The following is a 539-nucleotide window of genomic DNA, read 5'->3' on the forward strand; positions in this document are numbered from 1 at the left end:
CGACAGGGTCACTGTGCGCGCGATACCACGCGGGTGCCGCGGCACCAGGCCTGTCGAACCAGGTCCGCAGCGCGGCGACCAGGAGCAGATCCAGCACCCGGTCGAGAACGGCTTCCTGTCCCGGCGTGTCCTTGACGATCTCCCCGGCGAGCAGCGGCACGAGCGGGTTCTCCCATTCCTCGTCCCGCACGACCAGCATGGGCGGGAGCGCGTTGAGGAGCCGTTTGCTGATTTCGCCTTCCAGCGGGTACGTGCCGGTGAGCAGCACGACGGGACCGTCCGGGTCGCTGCCCCAGGTGCGGACACCGAGGTCCGACAGTTCGGTGAGGTGCTGTCCGTCCGGGGTCAGGCACTCCTGCCCCGGCAGGATCATCGCCTGCGGCGGGGTGGCCGGATCGTCCGCGACGAGATACGGGTCCGGGCCCCGCGCGATGGCGATGTCACCGGTGCCGAGCCGGACGGCGTCCCCGCGATCGGGGACGACCCAGGACTCGCCGCGGACCTGCGCCATCACCGTCAGCGGCGCCTCGTCCTCGACA

General features: G+C 71.2%; 1 protein-coding gene. It reads right to left on the reverse strand.

From position 1 onward, the window contains the following. A partial coding sequence (locus CFP71_RS42785; RefSeq protein ID WP_143267329.1) for a cupin domain-containing protein occupies nucleotides 1-539 on the reverse strand: 539 nt, incomplete at both ends.

The organism is Amycolatopsis thailandensis (genome assembly GCF_002234405.1).
Classification (GTDB): Bacteria; Actinomycetota; Actinomycetes; order Mycobacteriales; family Pseudonocardiaceae; genus Amycolatopsis; species Amycolatopsis thailandensis.